This window comes from Abyssicoccus albus (genome assembly GCF_003815035.1).
Taxonomy (GTDB): domain Bacteria; phylum Bacillota; class Bacilli; order Staphylococcales; family Abyssicoccaceae; genus Abyssicoccus; species Abyssicoccus albus.
Genome location: NZ_RKRK01000002.1, coordinates 876,296 through 894,064, shown reverse-complemented (window position 1 = coordinate 894,064; position 17,769 = coordinate 876,296). Strand labels below are relative to the sequence as shown.

The window sequence follows — 17,769 nt, the reverse complement described above, 5'->3', positions numbered from 1 at the left end:
ATAAGGAAAAAGGTTGGAAAACGTCTGGTAATCAGAGTAAATCGAAAATACTCTGAATATGGAAGGGAAAAGGATTGAAAAGTGTCTCGTAATCAGAGTAAATCGAAAATACTCTGAATACAGAAGGAAAAAGGTTGGAAAACGTCTGGTAATCAGAGTAAATCGAAAATACTCTGAATATGGAAGGGAAAAGGATTGAAAAGTGTCTCGTAATCAGAGTAAATCGAAAATACTCTGAATACGGAAGGGAAAAGGATTGAAAAGTGTCTCGTAATCAGAGTAAATCGAAACTACTCTGATTACGGAAGAGGAAAGGGTTGAAAAGTGTCTCGTAATCAGAGTAAATCGAAAATACTCTAAATACGACAGGTAAATACTTATTGCACGATGTGATGATTTTAATAAAGTAAAGAAATAGCGATAAAATTTGAGAATAATCAAATTTTATCGCTATTTTTTGTCAAAATAAATTTTGTTTATTTAGATCTTGAAATCAACATGATGAAATAACATAACATACCGAATAGTAATGTAATAAATAGTGCATGTAGTAACATGATGAAGATATTACCGAGTGTAAAGATTGTAATCGCACCGGTAATGACTTGCATCACAATAAATAGGTATGCAAGTGTGTAACCATTTTTAATTACTCGGTATTCATTATAATGCTTTACAGCGTGATACGTAATATATGTAAACCATAAAAACATAATAAAAGCGAGTGTTCTATGTCCCATATGAACATATTCATAAAAGTTTGACGGCATAAATATCGAGTCGCTATTACAGTGTGGCCATGAAATACAAGCGAGTGTAGATTCAGTATGTCGAACGAGTGCGCCTGAATAGATGGCGATATATATTGACATCGTAAACAAAATTGTATGCCATTTTAGATGTGATTGAATGATTACTTCACGGGCTTCAAATTTTTGATCCACTTCAAAGATTAACAAGCTGAGTAAAAATACAGAAGCGAAAGAAATTAAAGAAATTCCAAAGTGTAGTGCTAATACAAAGTCATTTTGCTGCCAAACGACGGCTGCAGCACCGATTAAGGCTTGTAATACTAAAAAACCGATACTCATTGATACTAGAAACTTCGTTTCTCTAATATGGCCAATTTCTTTCAAGGCTAAATAACCTAAAGCGACAACTATGATCAAAGCAAATCCACTCACACCACGATGTGCAAGCTCTATGATTGTGTCCATCGGGAACGTTTTTGGAATGACTTGACCGTGACAAAGTGGCCAACTTGAACCACAGCCATCTGCAGACCCTGTCTTACTGACAAGAGCACCACCAATTTGAACAAAAATCATCGTGAGCGTTGCAATAATTGATATATATTTTAATGGTTTCGAAATATTCATGAAAGGCACCTCGGCTATAATGGTCATAAAATAAAAATTTAACTAAATAATAGCTTAACATTAGTTCAAAATGTGGTAAACTTTAATTTGTAGACTGTATAATTATGTGTTCGTATATACAATTAATTCATATAGTCATTATACCAATGTTCAAATAACAATATGATCAAATTCTTGAACAATTCATGAATTTGATGATAAGGAAAGGGGGGATAGAATGACAGTTGAGCATGTTGCACAATCACGTAACATGTCTATTCAACAACATAAAGCAACCGTTAAAGACTACATGAAAGTCGTCAAATCAGGCATTATTCAAAGTAATTTAATCACTGCTTTTACAGGAGGCTTTTTGGCAATTATGCTAAGTGACCAATCATTTTTGCAATCACTCACTACGATGTGCTTAATGATGGTTGGTGTAGCAATGATAATTGGTGGTGTCTGTGTTTGGAATAACTATTATGATCAAGATATTGATCAACTGATGAATAGTAAGACGAATAGACCTTCTATTAATGGAACGTTTTCAGATAGCTTCCTATTTAAGTTCGGTTTATCGTTGATGCTTTTCGGTGAGTTGTTATTATTTATGATCAATCCAATCTCAGGATTGTTAGGCTTCTTAGGAATTTTCAGTTACTTTGTGTTGTATTCGGTCTTTACAAAACGTCATTTTGTCTCCAACACTATTGTTGGTTCAATTAGTGGCGCAATTCCACCACTGATAGGATTCGCTGCAATATATAATGGATTAACATTGGAAGCATGGGTGTTATTTCTGATTATGTTTGTATGGCAGCCACCTCATTTTTATGCGTTAGCAATCAAGCGACGTCAAGAATATGGTGCTGCAGGTGTTCCGATGTTGCCAACAGTGTATGGATTTAAAAGAGCAAGAATAAGCATAATGTTCTGGCTACTATTATTATTACCAATTCCTTTCCTTATTCCGTCATTAGGCTCATTATTTTTAGTCGTAATGACTGTGTTAAATTTGATATGGATTGCAATTGGTATGACAGGATTCAAACAATCCGTCAATGAAGAGAAGTGGGCAATGCGTATGTTTTTATTCTCATTGAACTATATGATAATTACTTTTGTAATGGTTGTAGTCATTTCACTCATTGAAATGATATAATAGACGAATGAATGAAAGAGGGGTTATTTATTATGAATCGACATGTTTTTCGTAAGTCCATGATGGCGATTGCCATCGGAATGATGCTTTTCATTGCTGGATGTGGTGATATTAAGCATTCATCATTAAATCCTGCAGGTGAAGTAGGTAAAGAGCAATTTAATTTAATGATGTTAGCCATCATTATTATGTTAGTCGTTGTTGCAGTTGTTGTAGTCTTATTCTTAATCGTTATGGTGAAATTCCGTCGCTCAAAACTTGGCGATGATTTTGTACCGAAAGACGTAGAAGGAAATCACAAATTAGAAGTTATTTGGACAGTGATTCCGATTATCTTATTAATCATCTTAGCAGTACCAACAGTGTATTACACTTTCAAGTTAGCAGATGTCAATGTAATGAATGATGAGAAGAAGTCGAAAGAAGAGTACATAATTAACGTAACAGCAAATCAATATTGGTGGGAGTTCGAATACCCTAACGAAAAAATTGTAACAAGCCAAGAACTTGTTGTTCCAACAGACAAAAAAGTTTACTTCAACTTAAAAGCGAATGATGTAAAACACTCATTCTGGATTCCATCAGCTGGTGGTAAGATGGATACAAACGTTGAGAACATCAACCAATTTTACTTGAAGTTCGACAGCGATAAAGCAAAAGAAGCAAACAATATCTTCTACGGTAAATGTGCTGAGTTATGTGGACCATCACACGCATTAATGGACTTCAAAGTGAAGGCAATGTCTGAAGATGATTTCAAGCAATGGGCTGATGACATGGCTAAAGTTCAAGAGTCTAAAGTCGCAGACTTATCTGCTGATGCCAAAGAAGGTCAAGAGATCTTCAATAATTCTTGTATGGGTTGTCACGCAACAACACCAACAGGTAGTGATGCACAAGGTCCTAACTTAACAAACTTTGGAGATCGCGATCATGTTGCCGGTATTCTTGAAAACAACAAAGAAAATGTTGCGAAATGGATCAAAGATCCTGAATCCTTGAAACCAGGTAACAAAATGACAGGTCAATATGAGATTTCTGATGAAGATGCAGATAAAGTTGCAGAGTACTTAACAGCATTAAAACTTGAAGATTTAGAGAAGTCAGCAAAGAAAAAAGAAGACGATAAGAAAGAAAATGAATCAGAAGACAAAAAAGAAGACAAAAAAGAAGATAAAAAAGATTCAAAAGAAGAGAAATAAAGAGGGAATATAAAGGGAGGTTAACACATTGAGTAATCCACAAAAACAAGGATTTCTTGCGACAGTTAAAGATTATTTAACGACAGTCGATCATAAGAAGATTGCGATTTTATACTTAATTTTCGGTGGTTTGTTCTTTGCAATGGGTGGAATTGAAGCGATGTTAATTCGTATTCAATTAGCCGTTCCAAACAACGACTTTGTGACAGCAGGTTTATTTAACGAAATTATTACAATGCACGGTACTACAATGATATTCTTAGCGGCGATGCCACTATTATTTGCATTTATGAATGCCACGGTACCATTACAAATTGGTGCACGTGATGTCGCATTCCCATTCTTAAATGCATTAGGTTTATGGTTGTTCGTATTTGGTGGAATCTTCTTAAACCTTTCATGGTTATTAGGTGGAGCGCCAGATGCTGGTTGGACAAGTTATGCATCATTATCACTTGATTCACCAGGTCACGGCATTGATTTCTACGCATTAGGCTTACAAATTTCAGGTGCCGGAACATTGATTGCAGGGATTAACTTCTTAGCCACAATCATTAATATGAGAGCACCTGGTATGACATATATGAGAATGCCATTAATGACATGGACGACATTTGTCGCATCTGCATTAATCGTATTCGCATTCCCACCACTGACGATTGGTATTTTCTTATTAATCTTTGACCGTATGTTCGGAACAGGATTTTTCGTAGTATCGCAAGGTGGTAATACAATTATTTGGGAACACTTATTCTGGATTTTCGGACACCCTGAAGTTTACATTTTAATCTTACCAGCATTTGGTATTTTCTCTGAGATTTTCTCAACATTTGCTCGTAAGAGATTGTTTGGATATTCAGCGATGGTATTCGCAACAGTATTAATCGGTTTCTTAGGATTCATGGTATGGGCTCACCATATGTTTACAGTAGGTTTGGGACCAACAGCGAACGCAATATTCGCCGTTGCAACGATGGCAATTGCGGTTCCGACTGGTGTGAAGATTTTCAACTGGTTAGCAACAGTTTGGGGCGGTTCAATTGAACTGACAACGCCAATGATTTATGCAATGTTATTTATTCCATCGTTTGTTATGGGTGGTGTGACAGGAGTAATGCAAGCGAGTGCGCCTGCAGATTATCAATATCATGATTCTTACTTCATCGTCGCTCACTTCCATTACGTAATCGTTGGTGGTGTAGTATTCGCATTACTTGCGGGACTTCATTTCTACTGGCCATTAATGTTCGGTACGATGTTAAACGAGAAGTTAGGGAAATTATCTGCATGGTTATTTATCATCGGATTCCACTTAACATTCTTAATTCAACATTTCTTAGGGTTATTTGGAATGCCACGTCGTGTGTACACTTACTTACCAGGTCATGGCTACGAGATTCCAAACCTTGTTTCATCTATTGGAGCACTCGTGATGGCGATTGCAGTTATCATTTTATTAATTAATATTATTATGACATTAGTGAAAAACGAACGTGTCGGTCGAGATCCTTGGGGAGATGGTCGTACTTTAGAATGGTCACTACCAATACCTGTTCCATTCTATAACTTTGCACAAACACCATTAATTCGTGGTTTAGATGCATTTTGGATTGAGAAGAAAGAGAACAACGGTCAAATGATGCCAGCAGAGTCACTTGGTGACATTCATATGCCAAACAATACAATCTTACCATTCATTCAAGCGCTAGGATTATTTGTTGCAGCATTCGGAGCATTATACTTCGCAGATGGCAAAGAATGGGCACTAGACGCTGTAGCAAACTTACCTGAAAAACCATGGGCAGTCTTTGTATTAATTATCGGACTTGCGATTACAGCAGGTGCTATGATTGCACGTTCATTAATTGATGACCATGGATATTATGTGAAGAAAGAAGAAGTGTTAGACATTGAAAGGGGGCTTAAATAATGGCAGCTGAAAAAAATTATACTGCACATAATTGGCCGCAACACCCTGAAACAGCTTCATTAGAAGGTAAAAATAAGTTTACTGGTTTTTGGATTTTCTTAGGTGGAGAGACAGTATTGTTCGCATCATTATTTGCGACATACTTAGCATTGAAAGACAAAGTACCTGGTGGTGAACATCTCCTTGCGAAAGATTTATTCCAATTGCCATTAGCCTTTGTCATGACGATGTTATTATTAACATCAAGTTTAACAAGTGTATATGCCATTTATCATATGCGTAATCATAACTTTAAGAAAATGCAACTATGGTTAATCATTACTGTTCTTTTAGGCTTAGGGTTTTTAGGATTAGAAATCTACGAGTTTATAGAATACGTTCACCAAGGCCATACATTTAGATCTAGTGCCTTTGGTAGTGCGTTCTACTTCTTAGTAGGTACACATGGATTCCACGTAATCATTGGATTAGTTTGGTTCATCTTATTAATCGTTCGTAATGCAGGGCGTGGATTATCAATTTATAACGCAGCGAAGTACAACACAGCAGCATTATATTGGCACTTCATTGATGTTGTATGGGTATTCATCTTCACTGTAGTATACTTATTAGGTAAGGTGGGATAACATGAGTGTTGAACATAACGATGTACAATTAACTGATGAGCAACTCCGCTACTATAAAGCACGACGTACGAAAGATATGAGAATGCAAGTGACAGTATTTGGATTGATGATATTCTTTACATTAATCGCATTTATGTTAGTTGCAGGAGGCGTTGCGAAAGCATTTGTCATCCCAATTATTTTATTACTTGCAGCATTACAAGTGATATTACAATTTTATTATTTCATGCACATGAAAGATTCAGGGCATGATATACCGAAATTCTTCATCTTAATGGGTGTATACTTCGGACTAGCATTTATTATCATGGGTGTCTATATCGTATGGTTAGGACAACCATTGAAGTAGTAAAACTTCAAGAACTAAGACGTTTCGTTACGTCTTAGTTCTTTTTTTGTCACAATTAATTCATGACCGTTTATTGTATGCATCTATTGACTTAGATATAATGGAATTAATGTATAAAAGAGGTGGTCAAGTATGTTTAGTGTATCATCGCTTGAAATCTTTGGATTTTTTGCGAATTGGAGTCCATTTTTTATCGTCTTTATATTATTTACAACGGTTTTATATTTTTTGCTGACAACGGTATGGAGACATGACATAGAAGGGAATAGACCTTTAAAACGAAGCGAAGCAGTATGGTTTATCTTAATTATGATGACATTGTATATCGTTAAAGGCAGCCCAATCGATCTACTGAGCCACATACTGTTTTCATATCATATGTTACAAATGGCAGTTGTTTATTTATTAATTACACCATTGTTATATTTTGCAATTCCTGAATATTGGATGAAATACGTGGTGAATTTACCGGTCATCAAACCTATTGTGCAAGTGATGACAAAGCCATTGATTGCGATTATTTTATTCAATGGTGTTTTTAGTATTTATCATCTACCTGTTGTACTAGATTTTTTAAAGCAAGAAGCAACTGCACATTCTGTATTTAATGTCTTATTATTCATTCTTGCATTGTTTATGTGGTATCCTGTGTTTAATAAACATGAAGAACATCAAATGTTCGGTCTATATAAATTATTGTATATCTTTGTGATCGGGGTACTATTGACACCAGCATGTGGGTTAATTATTTTTAGTCAATCTCCAATGTATAATACGTATACAGATGGTAGTGCGTGGTTAAAATCTATGGAAGTATGTGTACCAACATCCATTCTTGATTCACTATCAGATAGTGGTATGATTAGTGGACCAGAATATTTCACGAATGAAACACCGTTGCACGATCAGCAAACGGGTGGTGTCGTGATGAAGATATTACAGGAACTATTTTTTGGAGTGATGTTGTTCTATGTATTTTATCAGTGGAGAGTTCATGAACGCGTTAATGAACAAGACGTTACAGAAAATGCATTAAGAAAGCATCAAGAACAACAAGAGTATTATAATCAATTTCATTAATTGACTGGAGGAGTTTCAATGACATTACCAATATTACCTACAATTTCAACGACATTCATCGTACTGAGTGCAATCTTTGTCGCGATTGGATGGAAGCTTATTAAAGATAGAAACATCGAAGCCCATAAAAAGACGATGCTCATCGCAGCGGCTTGTGCTGTCATATTCTTTATTATTTATGCGTCTAGAACAATATTTATCGGAAATACTGCATTTGGTGGACCGGATGATATTAAAATTTACTACACAATCTTTTTAATTTTCCATATTACATTAGCGACAACGGGTGCAATATTTGGTATTTATACGATTTATTTAGGCCTTAAAAACAAGCTAGAGCGTCATCGTAAACTAGGACCCATTACATCAATCATTTGGTTTTTCACAGCGATTACTGGTGTAGCGGTTTACTTATTGCTGTATGTTTTTTATACGGGTGGAGAAACGACAAGTGTTTTTAAAGCAATTTTAGGATTTTAAAAGTATTCACATGAGTGAATACTTTTTTTATTTGAAATAATTTAATACTCGATTTAATATAATCTTGTTCGATTCAGTGATGGAATCTGTCCTTAGGATGAAGGGACATGTAGGATCATGCCAATATGGAAAAATATTTTCTTTGCTTTTATGTTCGTACTGCTTAATAAACGCTTCTGGTAGTCTGCCTGTTGGAGGAGGTAAGTCTTTGACAGCGTACCATATATGGGCCCACGCTTTAGGAACGACATTCCAAATGTTATAACCACCACCGCCTAATATAATTAATTGTCCATCTGTATATTCATCCGCTAGCGATTTAATTAGACGAGGAACAGATTGAAATGAAAACATCGACAGTGACAAATGTGTCAACGGATCATGATGATGGCCATCGACACCATGAACACTCACAATAATGTCTGGTTTGTACGATTCAATGACTCGACGTAAACTCAAATTTAAACAATGGATAAATGACTCGTCTGACGTAAAAGGTTCAAGGGGAATATTAGCAGCGTAACCAAACCCCTCTTCTATCCCACGTTCATCAAACCGTCCTGTTCCTGGAAATAAATATCTTCCAGTTTCATGAATTGAATATGTTAAACATTGATTGCTATGGTAAAAACTTTCTTGTACACCATCACCATGATGAGCATCTGTATCAATATATAATACGCGTTGATTGTAGTTATTAATTAACGATTGAATTGCGATACTTGAGTCATTATATATACAAAACCCTCCAGCTCTTCCAGTGAAACCATGATGAAGTCCTCCAGCTAAGCTAACAGCAATATTAGTCTCTTTACTCATGACGAGGTCAACAGCTGTTAGACTAGCACCGACAATTCTTTTACTATATTCATGCATTTCGGCAAATGTCGGCGTATCGTCTGTACTAAGTCCATATTTTTGAAGTCTTTCAGTGGGTACGGTTACTTCTTTAGATATTTGTTTAATCAATTGTACATAGTCACGTCGATGAATAGACATAATTTCATTGTCTGTCGCAATTCTTGGAATGACTATGTCATCAGAAGTTAATGTTCCGGTAGCTCGTAATAAATCGGTCGTCATCTTAACCCGCATTTGATTAAATGGGTGATGATTACCAAATCGATATTGTAATAAATCATCACTATAAATATATTTACACATATAATCCTCCTAAAGAAAGAATCGATTCATAAATCTAATCTCATCAAATTGTTGCATTTGATGTCTTGTAATTTGCATTCCAATTCTAGCCATTAAAGAGTTCGCAGGATGAGAAGTGATTTCTGGATCGTTTGTCTGAAATACTTCGAAACGTGCAGATTGCATAAGGCGTTGCATTAAATTTTTGTATTCAAACACATCAAGTCCACTATTCTTTAAATCCCAATGCCAATAATATTCTGTCGTAATAATAATATAATTTTCCATATAGCCATCACTCATACTCACATTTAATAATTCTTTCCCGATTTGATATCCCCTAAAGTGATACGCAACTTCAATTGCTCCAAGTTCTAATAAGTAATCTAAATTTTTATAACTCCAACGTTCTAGTGGATCAGGGTATAAAAACGTGACATAACCGATAATTAAATCGTCAGTTCTTGCAATGATAATCCGTCCTTCTTCAAGACCAGCAATGTCAATTAATGCCTCAAGTTGTTCGGCTGGCTGTCTAAAAGCTGTTAACGATGACTCCATACGATATGTTGATAAGTCCTTTGCTTCAATTGGACCTTCAATGATAATCGTACGCTCTTTAATATGTTTAATACATTGATTGTATGTTTTTATATGTTGCAAACAATCACCTCAAATACCGAATTTTTTGAAAAGTTAATATATTTATGTTTATAATAGTATTATAACTTATGTAAGCGATTACACAAAATTGGAGGAAATAAGATGAGGTTAGAATTATACAAAGCAGTAGACAAGACGCCAAATATGAAAGATTATGATTCTGTTTACGAGTCGTTTCAATGGGAAGACACTTTTGATCATTTTAGTTGGTCTAAAACGGGTCAATATAATATGGCTTATGAATGTATTGATAAACATGTTGAAGAAGGTTATGGCGAACACGTTGCATTAAAATATCGCGACAAAAATGTGGAAGCATCATATACTTTTAAAGACATCATGATTGAGAGTAATAAAGCCGCTAATATTTTCAGAAATCAAGCGGATGTAACAAAAGGGGATCGAGTATTTATATTTATGAATCGTTCTCCTGAACTCTATTTTGCACTGTTTGGTATTTTAAAGTTAGGCGCCATTGCAGGGCCACTATTTGAAGCATTTATGGAAAAGGCCGTGACAGATCGATTAGAAAATAGTGAAGCGAAAGTCGTCATCACTACGAATGAACTTCTGAATCGTATTCCACACAATAAACTGCCTAATCTAGAGAAAATTATTGTCATTGATGATGAAGTTAATGCATCAAATGATGTTTTAGATTACTATGAATACTACGACAGTGCAGATGAAACATTTGATATAGAATGGTTGAAAAAAGATGATGGTCTTATTTTGCACTATACGTCTGGCTCAACAGGTCAACCGAAAGGTGTATTGCACGTTCAACAAGCAATGGTGCAACATTATATTACAGGTAAATATGTACTTGACTTAAAAGAAGATGATGTATTTTGGTGTACTGCCGATCCTGGATGGGTAACGGGAACATCGTATGGTATTTTTGCGCCGTGGCTCAATCGTGTCACAAACGTTGTGTTTGGTGGACGATTTTCTCCTGAAGCTTGGTACGAAACATTAGAGAAATATGACGTGACAGTATGGTATTCAGCACCAACCGCTTTTCGAATGTTAATGAATGCAGGGGATGAATTAGTTCATCACTATGACTTATCTTCTGTAAGACATATATTATCTGTTGGAGAACCATTAAATCCTGAAGTGATCAAATGGGGGAATAATGTATTCAAGAAGAGAATTCATGATACGTGGTGGATGACTGAAACTGGAGCCCATATGATTTGTAACTATCCATCAATGGATATACGAGCGGGTTCCATGGGTAAACCAGTTCCAGGTATTCAAGCGGCTATCATTGATCACCAAGGAAACGAACTTGGACCAAATCAAATGGGGAATCTAGCCATCAAAAAAGGTTGGCCTTCCATGATGCATACCATTTGGAATAATGAAGCAAAATATAATTCATATTTTGTGGATGATACTTGGTATATATCAGGTGACTCAGCATATAAAGATGAAGATGGTTACTATTGGTTCCAAGGACGTGTTGATGACGTGATTATGACTGCTGGAGAACGTGTTGGACCATTTGAAGTAGAGAGTAAACTTGTTGAGCATCCTAAAGTTGCAGAAGCTGGTGTGATAGGTAAACCAGACCCAATTCGTGGAGAAATTATTAAAGCATTTATCGCATTAAGGGATGGTTATGAAACGAGTGATGAGTTAAAAGAGGAAATCAGAGTATTCGTTAAAGAAGGTCTTGCTGCACATGCAGCACCTAGAGAGATAGAGTTTAAAGATAAATTACCAAAAACACGTAGTGGTAAAATTATGCGACGTGTATTGAAATCTTGGGAATTAGATTTACCAACAGGGGACTTATCTACAATTGATGATGATTAAATATAATAAAACGCTAGAACGAATTCGTTCTAGCGTTTCTTCATTATGCGTTATGAGATGTTGATTTAAATGACTCAGGTGATACGACTTTAATATCATCTACAACTTTCATAATGATATCTTGGCACATCTTAACGATACGCTCAGGGAATACTTCATCTTCACCGTATTCAACACCTGTTGGATAATAATGTTTCCCTAAATAAGGATCCATCATTTGAATTGTAGCGTTGTTTGCACCAACGTCACCTTCGACTGCATATCCAGGCATTCTTAAGTAGTAAATCCCTTCAGGAATGTCGAATTTGAAGTCATATGTAACACGTTCATAGTCCCAATGTCCACCTAATACTAGGCCATGTTTGTTCATTACGTCTTGCAATAATTGTTGTTCTACGACAACTGTTTCTAGGCTAGAATTAATAAACTCCATTTATGTTGCCTCCCTCTTTTTCATACATCTTTAATTTTATTATAAATCATTCATAAAGGCAATTCTATTTTAATTTGCTCACTGGATGAAATATTGCATTGAAATGGGTCACTTTTTTTTCATCGGCAAATACCGAACACTCGATAACAATGTTTGAGCGTCCTTTTTTAATAAAGTGAGCTTCTGCATATAACGATGAAGATTGAGCAGGATTGATGAAATATGTATTCATTTGACCTGTGACCACCGCAGTATGATCATCATAAAATTGTTTTGCGTGTTCACCCATCAACGTATCAGCAAACAACGTAATGACTCCACCGTGTACAATGCCATATTGGTTCATCATATGCTCTTTAATTTCAAGTGCTGCAGTAGATTGATCCTTATCTAATTGAATATCCAATGGGAAGATTTCATATATTTTAGCGTCCATACTTTTACCTCCAAGTTGTTTTCATGATACTATATATGGTAACAAAGTTAAATCTTTAAAGGTGGATTTTTTTATGATTCAAACAGAACTTAAATTATACGATGAACTCGATCGTTTAACAATGATGTTAATACATACTGATGAATTTAATCACTATATACAAAGTAAAAATGCGTTAAAGCTTGATGAATCTTATCAAACTTTATACGAGGACTTTATCGAAATGAAGGAACATGTGAATGAAGTGATGCGTTTTGGACATTATCATCCAGACTATAAAACAGTCATGAAAGAAGCAAGGCAAATGCGAAAGACGCTCACTCAACACCCGGCATATGTTGAGTATAAAGAAAGTGAAATCGAATTTTATAATCTATTAGATATGACTATGGTTGAATTAACACGTTCTGTGACCGATGCAATTGAGGTTGAGACGAATAATCCATTCTATGAAGGTCGCCTAAGCGGACATTCATGTAATACTGATGGACAATGTGGGTGTTCTTAAGTGAATTCATATGAGATACAAGAGCTATTAAAACAGCAAAAACATTTTTTCAAAACTCAACAGACGAAATCGTATGAATATCGCTATCAGCAATTAGAAACTTTAGAACAAGCAATCAAACAATATGAATCTAAGATTTTAGAAGCATTGAAGATTGATTTAGGGAAATCTAATACTGAAGCATATCTTACGGAAATCGGCTTTACATTAAGTTCAATTCGATATATGAAGAAACATTTGAAATCGTGGATGAAACGTGAACGCGTTAAATCACCAGTGCATTTATTTAGAAGTGAAAGTTATATAATACGAGAACCTTATGGTGTCGTTTATATCATTGGGCCGTTCAATTATCCATTTCAATTACTTATAGAACCGTTGATTGGCGCAATGTGTGCTGGTAATACTGCAATATTGAAACCATCGGAACTAACACCAACTGTGTCTACAGTGATTTGGCAAATGATCGATGAATTTTTTGAAAAGGATTATATTACGGTGATTGAAGGGGGTAGGGAAGTCAATCAAATGTTACTTGAACAACACTTTGATTATATTTTCTTTACAGGCAGTACACGTGTTGCAAAAATTGTGATGAATAAAGCCTCTCAACATTTAACACCTGTGACATTAGAACTCGGCGGTCAAAGCCCTGCGATTGTAACAAGCAATACCGACATTCGACACGCATGTCGACAAATCGCATATGGTAAATTTACGAATGCGGGTCAAACGTGTGTAGCACCGAACCATTGCTATGTCGAACGAACGGTTTATCAGCAATTTGTCGATGAGATGAAACAGACGTTGGAACAATTTTATACTAAAGAGCCTCAGCAAAGTCTAGACTATGGAAGACTAGTGAATGTTGACCATACGAATCGATTGGCTGCTCTATTAAAAGGAAGTGATGGAGAGATCATTCATGGCGGAGAGATTAGTATAAATGAACGGTTTATTTCACCAACGATGGTCCGCATCGAGGAAAATGATCTGTTGATGAGCGAAGAATTATTTGGGCCAATTTTGCCCGTCATGGTGTATGATGAGGTCGGTGAAGTGGTCAATTCAATTCAATCGATGGACCCACCCCTTGCGCTATATGTATTTACTGAAGATGTTGCATTGAAAGATGAGCTATTCCATACAATTCAATTCGGTGGTGGTATGCATAATGGCACTCTTCTGCACCTATCAAATATTGAATTGCCATTTGGAGGGATTGGTTCATCTGGTATGGGTAATTATCATGGAAAATATTCTTTTGATACGTTCTCACATCAAAAGTCTATCGTTGAATTGAAGCAGAATACAATGTTGAAGATGATGTATCCACCGTATAAATTTGTTCAACAGAAAATATTGAAGAATTTCATATAAAAAAAGAGGACCGAAGTCCTCTTTTTATCATTTATTCTACATCATTACCTAAGAATGATTTCAACATCCAATTGTTTTTTTCAATTTCAGTATTGATTCCGATAAATAAATCAGCAGTACGATCATCATTTGCTTCTTCTGCTAATGTTTTACTCTTGATTAGTTCTTTAGAAAGCTTTTCAAAATCTTTCGTTAAATCTTTCACCATTTCTTCTGCTGAAAGGTTATATTTTCCTTCTTTAATGCATGATTCTTTCAATGACTCTTTCATCGTTGCTACTGGCTCACCACCAATTGCTAATAAACGCTCAGCAAGTTCATCTACGTACTCACTTGATGAGTTGTATAACTCTTCAAATTTAGTATGCAATGAGAAAAAGTTTGACCCTTTGACGTACCAATGATAGTTGTGAAGCTTTGTCCATAATACAGTAAAGTTAGCCACTTGATGGTTTAACGCTTCTTTCGTGTTGCTAAATTCATGCTTTGATTCATTCGTTTTTTTCTTAGCCATATGAACATCTCCTTTTCATTATGTTAGTATATATATTCCCATTACATATTGGTATAAACACTGAAGTTATGTAAATTGTGTGAACATTTGTGGTAATATAGTCGAAAAGGATGTGGGTATCATGATAAAACCGAGTAAGCTGAACAAAGGAGATACCGTTGCAATTGTTTCACCGTCTAGTGGATTAGCAGGTGAAGATGAAATAATGTGGCGAACAGAGCAAGGTATTGAGCGGTTACGAGAAGTGTTTGGATTGAATGTTAAAGTGATGCCAAATGCGTTAAAAGGTATAGCGTTCAATCATCACAATCCCGGAGCTAGGGCAGATGACTTGAACAATGCTTTTAAAGATCCTGAAATAAAAGCGATCATTTGTACGTTAGGTGGAAATGACTGCATTCGAATTATTCCATATCTAGATGAAGAGGTCATTCGTAATAATCCAAAAATATTTTTAGGTTATTCAGATATTACGACGTTGCATCTTTATTTGTATCAATTAGGAATCACATCATTTTATGGAACAGCGTTATTGACTGACTTTGCTGAAAACATTCAAATGGATGAATACACAGTCAATAGCATACATTCCACATTGTTTGACACTTCTGTCATCGGTGGAATTCAAACTTCAGATAAGATTCGTAAATTTGGGTTACGTTGGGATGAAGAAAATCAGTCAATTGAAAGACCATTGATTGATAATATTGGATATGAACGGATACAAGGAGAAGGTATCGTAACAGGACATTTAATTGGAGGTTGTTTAGAAGTTTTAAGTAATTTAAGAGGAACTTATATGTTTCCTTCATTAGATCAATTTGAAGGTAGTATTTTATTTTTAGAAACATCAGAAGTTCATTTACCACCTGAACTATGAGAAGATTACTTAAGGGCATTTGCAGTGATGGGTATATTTGATCAGGTGAATGGAATCATTGTTGGGAGACCACAAGACGGAGTGTACTATGATGAAATTAAAGAAGTTTTCCAGGAAGTCCTTGCCGAATGGAATTTAAAAGATTTGCCCGTTTTGTATAATGCATCATTTGGTCATAATGAACCGAAGTGTATCATACCATACGGCGTTCAAGCTGAAATTAATATGAAAGAGAATAAATTTTCAGTGTTGGAAAGTGCTGTGGAATAGTTAATGGACAGGTTTTGAAGTGATTGGGAGAAACCTGTCCATAAAATAGCGAATAATGGACAGGTTTTGAAGTGATTAGGTGAAACCTGTCCATAACTATAAGTAATTAATCATCAGGTTTTAGAAAGAAGAGTGAAAACCTGACGATAAAACAACGATTAATCATCAGGTTTCAGAAGAACGAGTGAAAACCTGATGATTAATTAATTTCTTGTTTTGTATTACAATATAGTAACCAACAGAGTAAAGAAGGGTATTGAAATGCAAAATAAATGGGTTACGTTAACGATATTATTCATGATTTCAATTGTTTTATCTTATATCGCTGATCAAGTAGGGATGATTCTGCCGTATATGTTCACGCCAATATTATTAACGGTATTTTTCATCAGCGTATTACATTGGACGGTGGATTTGCCTAATCGTATTAGCAATGTTGCTTTATACATTCTTGGCATTCAAATTGGGACGAGTTTTACGTTGTCTGTTATTGTCGGGTTGTCTGATGAATGGTTAGGGATTCTCATCATTACGATTGCGGTGATGGTGATTGCGATGAGCCTTGCAGTCTTATTCAAAAAGCTTACGCATTGTACGTTAGAAACTGCAATTTTATCGACAGTACCGGGTGCTTTGAGTCAAATGATTGTGATGGCTGAAGAAGATGAACGTGCAGATTTACTCCTTGTGACCCTCGCTCAAACGACTAGGATTGTGATGGTTATCCTTTTAGTCCCAATTATTTCAACATTTATAGCGCCTAAGCAACAATCATACCCTGAACAACAAGGGATGTTAACGAGTCCATCGATTTTCGAATTACCCGTTGTTGAAATCATCATGATTATCGTCTGTGTAACGATTGTTACATGGATATTAAAGCGAATTCATTTTCCTGCGAGTGACTTACTCGGCCCTGTTTTCACGGTGTTATTATGGAATGTCATAACGAATCATCCATTTACACTGCCAGTGCAATTTATTAATGTCGCTCAGATTTTATTCGGCATACGCATCGGTTATCAAATTGCAACGTTAATCAAAGGACTAAACATTCGGATGATTATTGCCATTGTCATCCAAAGTACTGTATTAGTTGCGTTAACATTTGTTTTTGTTGCGATTTACTCACTATATTCCACACATTCCTTGAATGATTTATTTTTAAGTGCGGCGCCAGGTGGAATGGCTCAAATTGTCATCGTTGCGATTGAAACAGGTGCTGATATTTCGATGGTATCAAGCTACCATATCTTTAGAATATTTTTTATTCTACTCATTATTACACCGTTAGTCAGTTTAGGCTTAAAAAAGCGACTGACGTAATACTTGACATTATTTTCATATCATATAAAATAAAATTAATCTAATATATGGGGAAGAGTATTTTAACGGAGTCTAAAGAGAGCTTCTGGTTGGTGTGAAGAAGTGATGAAGTTAAAAGAAGGTAGCCCGGAAGAATGATAATATGAAGGGGAAACTTGTGTAGTATTATCCGTGACTAGAGCGTTAATCTAATGATGAGTAT

17 protein-coding genes, 1 pseudogene and 1 other annotated feature (1 of these 19 running past the window's edge) are annotated in these 17,769 nt (G+C 35.5%); of the genes and pseudogenes, 12 read left to right on the top strand and 6 right to left on the bottom strand.

Going from position 1 to position 17,769, the window contains the following annotated elements:
• Positions 1–476 precede the first annotated feature (476 nt).
• Positions 477–1,379 carry a COX15/CtaA family protein gene (locus EDD62_RS04330; RefSeq protein WP_123807666.1) on the bottom strand — a complete coding sequence of 301 codons (903 nt, stop codon included), beginning with the start codon at positions 1,377–1,379 and terminating at the stop codon, positions 477–479.
• A gap of 217 nt (positions 1,380–1,596) precedes the next feature.
• On the opposite strand from EDD62_RS04330, the gene cyoE reads away from it, so the two are divergent.
• From cyoE to EDD62_RS04295, 7 genes are all read left to right on the top strand, one after another.
• Positions 1,597–2,523 carry a heme o synthase gene (gene cyoE, locus EDD62_RS04325; RefSeq protein ID WP_077140037.1) on the top strand — a complete coding sequence of 309 codons (927 nt, stop codon included), beginning with the start codon at positions 1,597–1,599 and terminating at the stop codon, positions 2,521–2,523.
• A 32-nt stretch (positions 2,524–2,555) separates the two neighbouring features.
• Positions 2,556–3,725: a cytochrome c oxidase subunit II gene (gene coxB, locus EDD62_RS04320; RefSeq protein ID WP_123807665.1), complete on the top strand. Its 1,170-nt coding sequence runs from the start codon at positions 2,556–2,558 to the stop codon at positions 3,723–3,725.
• A gap of 28 nt (positions 3,726–3,753) precedes the next feature.
• The gene (locus EDD62_RS04315) at positions 3,754–5,655 is read left to right on the top strand and encodes a cytochrome c oxidase subunit I (protein WP_123807664.1); all 1,902 of its coding nucleotides are present in this window, start codon (positions 3,754–3,756) and stop codon (positions 5,653–5,655) included.
• The gene (locus tag EDD62_RS04310) at positions 5,655–6,281 is read left to right on the top strand and encodes a cytochrome c oxidase subunit 3 (protein WP_123807663.1); all 627 of its coding nucleotides are present in this window, start codon (positions 5,655–5,657) and stop codon (positions 6,279–6,281) included. Before EDD62_RS04315 ends, EDD62_RS04310 begins: the two co-directional genes overlap by 1 nt.
• Before the next feature lies 1 nt (position 6,282).
• Positions 6,283–6,630 (top strand): cytochrome C oxidase subunit IV family protein, encoded by a 348-nt coding sequence (locus EDD62_RS04305; RefSeq protein WP_123807662.1) that lies wholly within the window; start codon positions 6,283–6,285, stop codon positions 6,628–6,630.
• Positions 6,631–6,762: 132 nt separating this feature from the next.
• Positions 6,763–7,710 carry a cytochrome c oxidase assembly factor CtaG gene (ctaG, locus tag EDD62_RS04300; RefSeq protein ID WP_123807661.1) on the top strand — a complete coding sequence of 316 codons (948 nt, stop codon included), beginning with the start codon at positions 6,763–6,765 and terminating at the stop codon, positions 7,708–7,710.
• Positions 7,711–7,728: 18 nt separating this feature from the next.
• Positions 7,729–8,190: a DUF420 domain-containing protein gene (locus EDD62_RS04295; RefSeq protein ID WP_077140042.1), complete on the top strand. Its 462-nt coding sequence runs from the start codon at positions 7,729–7,731 to the stop codon at positions 8,188–8,190.
• Between the two features lie 27 nt (positions 8,191–8,217).
• Here the strand turns inward: EDD62_RS04295 and EDD62_RS04290 are convergent, their stop codons facing one another.
• Together EDD62_RS04290 and EDD62_RS04285 are read right to left on the bottom strand one after the other, a co-directional pair.
• On the bottom strand, positions 8,218–9,354 hold the full coding sequence (locus EDD62_RS04290; protein WP_123807660.1) for an acetoin utilization protein AcuC: 1,137 nt from the start codon (positions 9,352–9,354) through the stop codon (positions 8,218–8,220).
• A 9-nt stretch (positions 9,355–9,363) separates the two neighbouring features.
• The gene (locus EDD62_RS04285) at positions 9,364–9,996 is read right to left on the bottom strand and encodes a GNAT family N-acetyltransferase (RefSeq protein WP_123807659.1); all 633 of its coding nucleotides are present in this window, start codon (positions 9,994–9,996) and stop codon (positions 9,364–9,366) included.
• Positions 9,997–10,098: 102 nt separating this feature from the next.
• Between EDD62_RS04285 and acsA the strand changes: the two genes are divergently transcribed.
• Positions 10,099–11,820, top strand: a complete 1,722-nt coding sequence (acsA, locus tag EDD62_RS04280) for an acetate--CoA ligase (protein ID WP_123807658.1) — start codon at positions 10,099–10,101, stop codon at positions 11,818–11,820.
• Between the two features lie 43 nt (positions 11,821–11,863).
• Here the strand turns inward: acsA and EDD62_RS04275 are convergent, their stop codons facing one another.
• Together EDD62_RS04275 and EDD62_RS04270 are read right to left on the bottom strand one after the other, a co-directional pair.
• Positions 11,864–12,253 carry a YugN family protein gene (locus EDD62_RS04275; RefSeq protein ID WP_123807657.1) on the bottom strand — a complete coding sequence of 130 codons (390 nt, stop codon included), beginning with the start codon at positions 12,251–12,253 and terminating at the stop codon, positions 11,864–11,866.
• 64 nt (positions 12,254–12,317) lie between these two features.
• A complete protein-coding gene (locus tag EDD62_RS04270; RefSeq protein ID WP_123807656.1) occupies positions 12,318–12,689 on the bottom strand; it encodes a PaaI family thioesterase in 372 nt (123 codons plus the stop codon).
• A gap of 73 nt (positions 12,690–12,762) precedes the next feature.
• Here EDD62_RS04270 and EDD62_RS04265 point away from each other — a divergent pair, with 73 nt between their 5' ends.
• Together EDD62_RS04265 and EDD62_RS04260 are read left to right on the top strand one after the other, a co-directional pair.
• Positions 12,763–13,197: a YlbF/YmcA family competence regulator gene (locus EDD62_RS04265; RefSeq protein WP_123807655.1), complete on the top strand. Its 435-nt coding sequence runs from the start codon at positions 12,763–12,765 to the stop codon at positions 13,195–13,197.
• Entirely contained in the window at positions 13,198–14,577 is a 1,380-nt protein-coding gene (locus EDD62_RS04260) for an aldehyde dehydrogenase family protein (RefSeq protein WP_123807654.1), read from the top strand.
• A gap of 31 nt (positions 14,578–14,608) precedes the next feature.
• On the opposite strand, the gene EDD62_RS04255 is transcribed toward EDD62_RS04260, so the two are convergent.
• Positions 14,609–15,091 carry a Dps family protein gene (locus EDD62_RS04255; protein WP_077140050.1) on the bottom strand — a complete coding sequence of 161 codons (483 nt, stop codon included), beginning with the start codon at positions 15,089–15,091 and terminating at the stop codon, positions 14,609–14,611.
• A gap of 121 nt (positions 15,092–15,212) precedes the next feature.
• Here EDD62_RS04255 and EDD62_RS04250 point away from each other — a divergent pair.
• Together EDD62_RS04250 and EDD62_RS04245 are read left to right on the top strand one after the other, a co-directional pair.
• Positions 15,213–16,241: pseudogene (locus EDD62_RS04250) on the top strand (S66 family peptidase).
• 261 nt (positions 16,242–16,502) lie between these two features.
• Positions 16,503–17,567, top strand: a complete 1,065-nt coding sequence (locus EDD62_RS04245; RefSeq protein ID WP_123807653.1) for an AbrB family transcriptional regulator — start codon at positions 16,503–16,505, stop codon at positions 17,565–17,567.
• Positions 17,568–17,601: 34 nt separating this feature from the next.
• Positions 17,602–17,769 (top strand) — a binding site (T-box leader); it runs 36 nt beyond the window's last position.